The 7503-nt window shown below is 67.1% G+C and carries 10 protein-coding genes and 1 tRNA gene; 2 read left to right on the top strand and 9 right to left on the bottom strand.

Going from position 1 to position 7503, the window contains the following annotated elements:
• A partial coding sequence (locus ON45_RS13065) for a glycosyltransferase (protein ID WP_040494430.1) occupies positions 1-328 on the bottom strand: 328 nt, incomplete at its 3' end.
• 3 nt (positions 329-331) lie between these two features.
• Positions 332-1180 carry a 2-amino-4-hydroxy-6-hydroxymethyldihydropteridine diphosphokinase gene (gene folK, locus ON45_RS22275; protein ID WP_158412405.1) on the bottom strand — a complete coding sequence of 283 codons (849 nt, stop codon included), beginning with the start codon at positions 1178-1180 and terminating at the stop codon, positions 332-334.
• A 162-nt stretch (positions 1181-1342) separates the two neighbouring features.
• Here folK and ON45_RS13055 point away from each other — a divergent pair, with 162 nt between their 5' ends.
• Positions 1343-2089: an SDR family NAD(P)-dependent oxidoreductase gene (locus tag ON45_RS13055; RefSeq protein WP_040494433.1), complete on the top strand. Its 747-nt coding sequence runs from the start codon at positions 1343-1345 to the stop codon at positions 2087-2089.
• Between the two features lie 68 nt (positions 2090-2157).
• Here the strand turns inward: ON45_RS13055 and ON45_RS13050 are convergent, their stop codons facing one another.
• Together ON45_RS13050 and ON45_RS13045 are read right to left on the bottom strand one after the other, a co-directional pair.
• Positions 2158-2526 (bottom strand): FKBP-type peptidyl-prolyl cis-trans isomerase, encoded by a 369-nt coding sequence (locus ON45_RS13050; RefSeq protein ID WP_040494429.1) that lies wholly within the window; start codon positions 2524-2526, stop codon positions 2158-2160.
• 66 nt (positions 2527-2592) lie between these two features.
• Complete coding sequence (locus ON45_RS13045) at positions 2593-3519, bottom strand: NAD(P)-dependent oxidoreductase (protein ID WP_083914935.1); 927 nt, start codon at positions 3517-3519, stop codon at positions 2593-2595.
• 80 nt (positions 3520-3599) lie between these two features.
• On the opposite strand from ON45_RS13045, the gene ON45_RS13040 reads away from it, so the two are divergent.
• Positions 3600-4337, top strand: coding sequence for an endonuclease/exonuclease/phosphatase family protein (locus tag ON45_RS13040; protein WP_158412404.1), 738 nt, complete (start codon positions 3600-3602; stop codon positions 4335-4337).
• 34 nt (positions 4338-4371) lie between these two features.
• Here the strand turns inward: ON45_RS13040 and ON45_RS13035 are convergent, their stop codons facing one another.
• From ON45_RS13035 to ON45_RS13015, 5 genes are all read right to left on the bottom strand, one after another.
• Positions 4372-4911, bottom strand: a complete 540-nt coding sequence (locus ON45_RS13035) for a CarD family transcriptional regulator (protein ID WP_040494427.1) — start codon at positions 4909-4911, stop codon at positions 4372-4374.
• Positions 4912-5060: 149 nt separating this feature from the next.
• Positions 5061-5134 (bottom strand) — tRNA-Val (locus ON45_RS13030).
• Between the two features lie 64 nt (positions 5135-5198).
• On the bottom strand, positions 5199-6290 hold the full coding sequence (gene hemW, locus ON45_RS13025; protein WP_051063013.1) for a radical SAM family heme chaperone HemW: 1092 nt from the start codon (positions 6288-6290) through the stop codon (positions 5199-5201).
• Positions 6291-6294: 4 nt separating this feature from the next.
• Positions 6295-6816, bottom strand: a complete 522-nt coding sequence (locus ON45_RS13020; protein WP_040494425.1) for a transcriptional regulator — start codon at positions 6814-6816, stop codon at positions 6295-6297.
• Positions 6817-6863: 47 nt separating this feature from the next.
• A partial coding sequence (locus ON45_RS13015; protein ID WP_051063012.1) for an RsmE family RNA methyltransferase occupies positions 6864-7503 on the bottom strand: 640 nt, incomplete at its 5' end.

Here is a 7503-nt window from a genome sequence, read left to right as displayed (position 1 = left end):
ACGCATTGCCCTTGCCGTGGCCTTCGCCGTGAACACGATGGACGTCGTCGATCGACACCACGCGGGCACCGGCGCCTGCAGCGACCCGTGCCGTGTCGTCCGTGCTGCGGTCGTCGAGCACGATCAGCTCGTCGACCACGCTGCGTTCGACCATCAGCTCGCGTCGGATCACCGAGACCAGCGGACCGATCGTCGCCGCCTCGTCACGGCACGGGATGCAGACCGACACGGTGCGGCCGGCCTTGGCCGCGATCACCGCCTCGAGGGCGTCATCGTCGAGGCGCTCGGCCGCGTGGAAGGTTCGGACCCCGCCCGTCGGATCAGCCATCAATCAGCCGATCGTCAAGGGACCGACTCGCCGGATCCCGTCCAGGTCGAGTTCGGTGTCCCAGTTCGATGGGCACCGATCGGGCGCGATGTCGGACAACGGTGCGAGCACGAACGGGCGCTCGGCGAATCGCGGATGCGGGATCGTGAGGTCGTCGCTGGTCATCGACACGCCGTCGAACAGCACGATGTCGACATCGAGTGTGCGCGGACCCCAGTGCACGATCCGCTGGCGCATGGCCTCGGCTTCGATCCGTTGACAACGGCGTAGCAGCGCCGACGGGTCGAGCGACGTCTCGATCTCGACCACCATGTTGAGGAACGGACCCTGGTCTTCGGGTCCGCCGACCGGGTCGGTCTCGTACACGTCGGACATCGCCGTCACCGTCCCGAGTCCGGCCACGCCGAGTCGGAGGTAACCCTCACGGTCGCCGAGGTTCGACCCCAACGCGATGTAGGCGGTGTGCGCGGTGTGCGCTGGGACCTCGGCCTCGGCGCGCGTCCGTCGAATCCGCACCGACGTCGACACCGCATCGACCGCGAGCGGCGGCCGCACCTTCGTCAGCCGTACGTCGACCGCTTCGACCCGATCGAACGCGAGCACCTCGTCGGCGATCCGTGCGACGAGTCGTTCGAGCAGTTGGTCCTTGGACTCCTCGACGACCGCGACGACCCGATCAGCGACGAGTCCGTAGTGGACCGTGTCGCCCAACTCATCGGTGCGACCGGCGTCGTGCACGTCCACGTCGAAGGCGAGGTCGATCTCCAACGGCTGCGGAATCTCTCGTTCGTGCGGCAACGCACCGACGATGGTGACCACTCGGAGCCCGCTGATTTCGATCTGGTCGGCCACGGCTCCAGTGTGGTCGCTCGGATCGTCGATCCCACAGCGGGAGCCCGCGTCGGTCACAATCGCGGGGTGAGCAACGAACCCGGCACCACGACCCGACCCACCGATCGTCCCGAGCCCCTCCCGACGAACGGGAGACCCGACCTTTCCGGGCGCACCTTCGTCGTGACCGGCGGCAACGGTGGGATCGGGCTCGGGATGGCCGAAGGAATCGCCCAGGCCGGCGGTTCGGTCTCGGTGTGGGGACGCAACGACGACAAGAATGCAGCAGCCGTCGGGGCGCTGTCGCGGATCGCCGCCGAATCCCGTACGGACCCCGTGTTCACCAGCCACGTGTGCGACGTCAGCGATGAAGCTCAGGTCCGCGAGTGCATGGATCGGACCGTCTCCGAGCACGGACGCCTCGACGGATTGTTCGCGAATGCCGGGCGAGGTGGCACGGGCACGCCCTTCCTCGAACTGTCGCTCGACGAGTGGCGCGCCGTGATGGCGGTCAATCTCGACGGGGTGTTCCTGACCCTCCGCGAGGCGGCTCGGGTCCTGGTCGAACAAGGTTCCGGCGGGAGTCTGGTCGCCGTTTCCTCGACGTCCGCGGTCCACGGCGCGGCCGGCAACGAGGCGTACGGGACCGCCAAGACCGGGGTGAACGGTCTCGTCCGAGCACTCGCCGTGGGCCTCGCGCGGCACCGTATACGCGTCAACTCGCTGCTTCCGGGGTGGACGATCACCGACCTGGCGTCCGGCGGCTACGAGAACGACGTCTTCCGCACCGCCACGGTCAAACGGACACCGGTTCGGCGCTGGGCGGACCCGTCCGAGTTCCGCGCGGTCGGCGCGTTCCTCGCCGATCCGTCGCAGACGTATCACACCGGCCAGGAGATCTGCGTCGACGGTGGCTACACGGTCTTCTAGACACCGGCCGACGACCAGGAACGTCCCTCTCCGAGGGGTTCGTCCGATGATCTCGCCGTGACGTCGACTCAGCGCACGCCGAGGAGATCCACCACGAACACGAGGGTTTCGTTCGGGGCGATGACTCCGCCGGCTCCTGCAGCGCCGTAACCCATATGCGCGGGGATCGTGAGTCGACGGCGACCGCCGACCTTCATCCCCTGGACTCCTTCGTCCCATCCCTGGATCACCTGGCCCTGCCCGAGCCCGAAACTGAACGGCTCCATCCGGTCCCACGAGGCGTCGAACTGCTCGCCCGTCGACCAGGACACGCCGACATAGTGGACGTTCACCTGCTGTCCCGCCGTGGCTTCGTGGCCGTCGCCGACCGCGAGGTCGTCGATCACCAGCTCGGCTGGGGGCTCTTCGTCGGGGATCTCTACCTCAGGCTTGCGCATGGCACGAAACTACACCGAGCCGCCGACAGCGAGAATGTTCGTGAGTGACGGGCACCTTCGATCATTTCAGGGGTTGGTGAGCAGGTCGATCAGGGAGGACGTGTCCCAACGTTCGCCGCCACGCTGTTGGACCTGCGCGTAGAGCTGGTCCACGAGCGCCGTGATCGGAAGGCGAGCCCCGTTGCGGCTCGCCTCGTCCAGCACGATGCCGAGATCCTTGCGCATCCAGTCGACCGCGAAACCGAAATCGAACTGCCCTTCGGCCATCGTGCGCGCCCGATTGTCCATCTGCCAGCTCTGCGCAGCTCCCTTGCCGATCACATCGACCACCTGATCGACGTCGAGGCCCGCGCGCTGCGCGAAGTTGACTCCCTCGGCCAGCCCTTGCACGACCCCGGCGACACAGATCTGGTTGACCATCTTCGTCAACTGACCAGCGCCCGCATCTCCGAGCCGCACGCACGACTTCGCGAACGCGGCCATCAACGGGGCAACGCGCTCGAACACCGCCTCGTCGTCGCAACCACACATCACGGTCAGCTGTCCGTTCTCCGCTCCTGCCTGGCCGCCCGACACCGGTGCGTCGACGAACCCGATGCCGCGACCGGCACACTCCTCGGAGATCTCGCGGGCGAGGCCCGCCGACGCCGTGGTGTGGTCGACGAGGGTCGCGCCGCTACGCATCGTCGTGAGCACGCCGTGATTGCCGAGGACGACCTCGCGGACATCGTCGTCGTTGCCGACGCACATCATCACGACATCGGCGTCCTCCGCGGCCTCGGCCGGGGTGGGCGACGCACCGTGACCGTTCAGCGCCACCCAGGCCAGCGCCTTGGCTGCCGTCCGGTTGTACACGGTGACCGAATTTCCGGCCCGCGCGAGATGGCGGGCCATCGGCGCACCCATCACGCCCATCCCGAGGAACGCGATCCGCGTCGGTTCGACCTCCTCGTCGGACTCGGGAGCATCGTCGGCCGCGGAGACGTCGTTCATGAGCCGAGTCTGACACGCCCGACGGACACGCCGTGCGGCACGCCCGGCGACACGCCGACTTTGCTGACAAGATGTGTCCGATGAGCACCGGGCGGGCGGAGTGGACGGTGATGACCTGGAACCTCCAAGGAGCGAAGCGGACCGATCTCGACCGGGTGGTGAAGGTCATCGCGGGTGGGTCGCCCGACGTCGTCCTGCTCCAGGAGATCCGAGAACCGCAGGCCGATCAACTCGCGGAAGAGCTCAGCATGACGGCGGCGTGGGTCGAGAAGCATCACCCGTTCCGCCCCTTCCACCGCACGCGCGCCGAGGGCGCCGCCACGCTGACGCCCCACACCCTCGACGACGCCGGACACGCACGGATCAGCGACGCGATGTCGATGCGCAGCTACCGGCGCCGCATCGTCCAGTGGGCGCTCATCGAGCGCGGCGACGGATCGGCCTGTCGGACCTTCAACGTGCACCTCTCGCCGCACGACTTCGAGGAGGAGCGACGGATCGAGGCGAACCGCGTCAACGACATCGCGCTGTCGTTCGAGGACGGCTACCCGATCGTGGTCGGTGGGGATTTCAACGACGCTGACACCGGCGAGATCGTGGACATCCTCCCCGGCGTCGAGCACGTCCCCTCGCCACCCACGAATCCGTCAGGCGATCCGACGGATCGACTCGACCACGTCCTCGTGCCGTCGACGGCCGTCGACGTGTCGGTCTTCGTCCCCGCCGGGGGCGCCGAATGGTCCGAACTGTCCGACCACCTGCCGCTGACGGTGCAGTTCACGCTCGCCGAAGACGAACGCGACGAGCCGAGTGGGTGAGTGAGACCCGGCGACAAACCGCCGCCGGACCGCTCTACTTCTTCTTTTTCTTCTTCTTGGGCTCGTCTTCTTCCTCGCCGTCCTTGAGGACGCCCTTGGCGAGTGCTTCGTCGAGGTAGATCTCGGCGTCCTCCGCCGACACCTTGAGCGCAGGCGAGATCTCGGAGATCAGGTTCACCCGCGCCCGCTCGTACATCGTGCGCTCCGCTGCGGAGAGCGACGCATCCCGGTTGCGCGCTGCCAGGTTCCGCACGACTTCCGCGACCTGATACACGTCGCCGGACTTGAGCTTCTCCTGGTGGTTCTTGAACCGGCGGCTCCAGTTGGACGGCACGCGCGGGTCGGGCTTCGCGAGCACGGACACGAGGTCCTCGAGTTCGTCGGCCGACACCGGCGGACGCACCCCCACGTCGTCGGTCTTCTCGACGGGAACCTTGAGGGTCATCTCGTTGATGACCGTCTTGAGAATCAGGTACTCCTGTTTCTCGCCGAAGAACTCCATCTTCTTCGTTCCCTGCACGACGCATGCACCGTGCTGGGGGTAGATGACGGTTTCGCCCTTCTTGAAATTCACGCAGTACCTCGTCTCCGGGGGCCTCTCAAACAGGCCAGTGGGGGTTGTCGCCGCACACACGGCGGCCCTTCAGGGTACCGGCGCTTCCGCACAACGCAGAAACCCCAGGTCCGGTCGTGCGGTTGCACGATCTGACCTGGGGTTTTCGGTGGGCACAGAGGGATTCGAACCCCCGACCCCCTGCGTGTCATGCAGGTACTCTAACCAACTGAGCTATGCGCCCTCAGCGGGCATGGAGACTACCAGTGCCGACGCCGGAGCACACCTGATCTGCGTCGGGTGATGGATCACGCGAAACGCATGCTGATCTCGTTCGCCATCAACCGCCCGTCCGGCGTCAGCACGACGCGCTCCGGATCATCGGGATGCTCGACGACGAGCCCGGCCAACAGCTCACGCGTCTCCGCAGTGAACGAGTCCACCGCAACGCCGTCGCGCGTGCGCAACAGCAACTGCAGTCGCTCGAAGCGACGGGTGTCGTCATCGAGCACTTCGGCGGACGCCTCGACGTCACCGCCGTTGCGGACGATGTCGATGTAGCGCTCGGGTGTCCGAACGTTCCACCAGCGCCGCCCGGACCGATGTGAGTGCGCCGCGCAACCGAAACCCCGGTAGTCCTGCTGGCGCCAGTACAGGAAGTTGTGGCTCGACTCGTGTCCGGGCTTCGCCCAGTTCGACACCTCGTAGTTGACGAGTCCAGCGTCGGTGAGCAAGCGATCGGCGATCACGTACTTGTCGGCCTGGTCATCGTCGTCAGGATGTCGATCGGGTTGCGTCGCGAGCGGCGTGCCCGCCTCGACCGTGAGGCCGTACGCCGACACGTGCGGTGGGTCGAACGCGACCACCTCGCGAACCGTCGCCGTCCAGTCGTCGACCGTTTCCCCTGCCGCGCCGTAGATGATGTCGAGGTTGAACGACGGCATCTCGACCGAGCGGATCGCCTCGACCGTACGCGCGACGTTGTCGCGGTCGTGGGTGCGACCGAGCGCGGCGAGCACGTGTGCGGACATCGACTGAACACCGACGCTCACTCGGTTCACACCGCCGGACCGATATGCCTGCAGCATCTCGGCGTTCACGTCGTCGGGGTTGCATTCGACGGTGACCTCGGCGTCGTCGAGCACGGGAACCGCGGCAATGACCTGCGCGAGTCGTTCCGGCGGAACCAACGTCGGGGTTCCACCGCCGACGAACACCGTCGACGCGACCGGAAGTCCGGCATCCACCGCACGGGTGATGTCGAGCTCCAGCGTGTCGAGGTACGTGTCGACCAGGTGATCGCGGTCGGTCCACGTCGCGAACGCGCAGTAGTCACACTTCGACGCGCAGAACGGGATGTGGATGTAGACCCCGAACGGGTCGGCAGCGTCCTGCGGCAACGACTCAGTCCTCGGTGCGCTGATACAGCAGGCCGAGGGCATCGAGGCGCGACCCGACCTGGTCCACCGGCACATCGAGCATCGCGGCGATCGCGCGTGTGTCGTCGCCGCGCACGGTGATGACACGACCGTTGAAGTCCTGGCGCTGGACCTGGATCAGCCGCAGGTAGCGAGCGAGCATCTCGAACGGCGACCCGTTCATCTCGATCAGTTTCGCGACGTTGATGGCGAGCTTCTTGTTGACGGGTGACTCGAGGGCGGCGGTCTCCGACCCCGTGATCTCACGCGGCAGCAGCTGCTCGATGGGCACGCTGTAGAACTGCGCGAGCCGATCGAGACGTGGGAGCGAGAGCGCGCGCTCGCCGCGCTCGTAGGCGCCGAGCACCGAGGCCTTGAACTCGTGCTCGGACTGCGCCTCCACCTCTTGGAGGGAGAGTCGCTTCTGCTTGCGGATCGCGCGCAATCGATCGCCGACTTGTCGGCTGTACGTCGAGTTGGCGGCTTCATCGTCATCGAGAGTGGTCATCACGTCACAGCATACCGGCACTCTCGGTTGTCACCGGTCACGGATCGTCACAAACTCACGCGTAGTGTTGTCGCCACCACGGCGGCGGTCTCGGTCCGCAGGATGTTCCGGCCCAACCCGACCCGCCGAGGGGCGAGCGCCAGTTCCGCCTCGGACCAACCGCCCTCGGGCCCGATCGCGATCAAGGATTCGTGCGCGTCGATCGGCGGGCCTCCCGGTTCGGCCACTGCCGCGCGTTCGAGCACCGTGCCGGCCGGGACCGGTCCCTCGAGCTCGGTGCGCCAGACCCGTCGGCTCTGCCGAGTGCTCTCGTCGGCGATCCGCCGCAATCGGCCCAGCTGCTTCTCCACACGATCCGGCTTCCAGCGCACGACCGAGCGCTCGGCATCGACGAACACGATGCGATCGACACCGATCTCCACGGTCTTCTGCACGAGCCAGTCGAGCCGATCCCCTTTCGGGACGGCCGTCGCGAGGGTGAACGGTGCGGACCGTTCCTCCGTCACGACGTCCCCGATTGCTTCGAGGTGCAGCGTCGAACCGCCGACGCGCGCCACGGCGACCCGCCACCGGCCGGCCCCGTCGGTCACCGACACCTGCTCACCCTCCCGGAGCCGGAGCACGCGCCGCAGGTGGTGTTCGACCTCGTCGCCGGCAGTGATCAGGTCGTGATCGAGTTCGGCGGGG

This window comes from Ilumatobacter nonamiensis YM16-303 (assembly GCF_000350145.1).
Taxonomy (GTDB): Bacteria; Actinomycetota; Acidimicrobiia; order Acidimicrobiales; family Ilumatobacteraceae; genus Ilumatobacter_A; species Ilumatobacter_A nonamiensis.
Note: the sequence above shows the minus strand (reverse complement) of the source record. Positions and strands in the feature narration are given on the sequence as shown.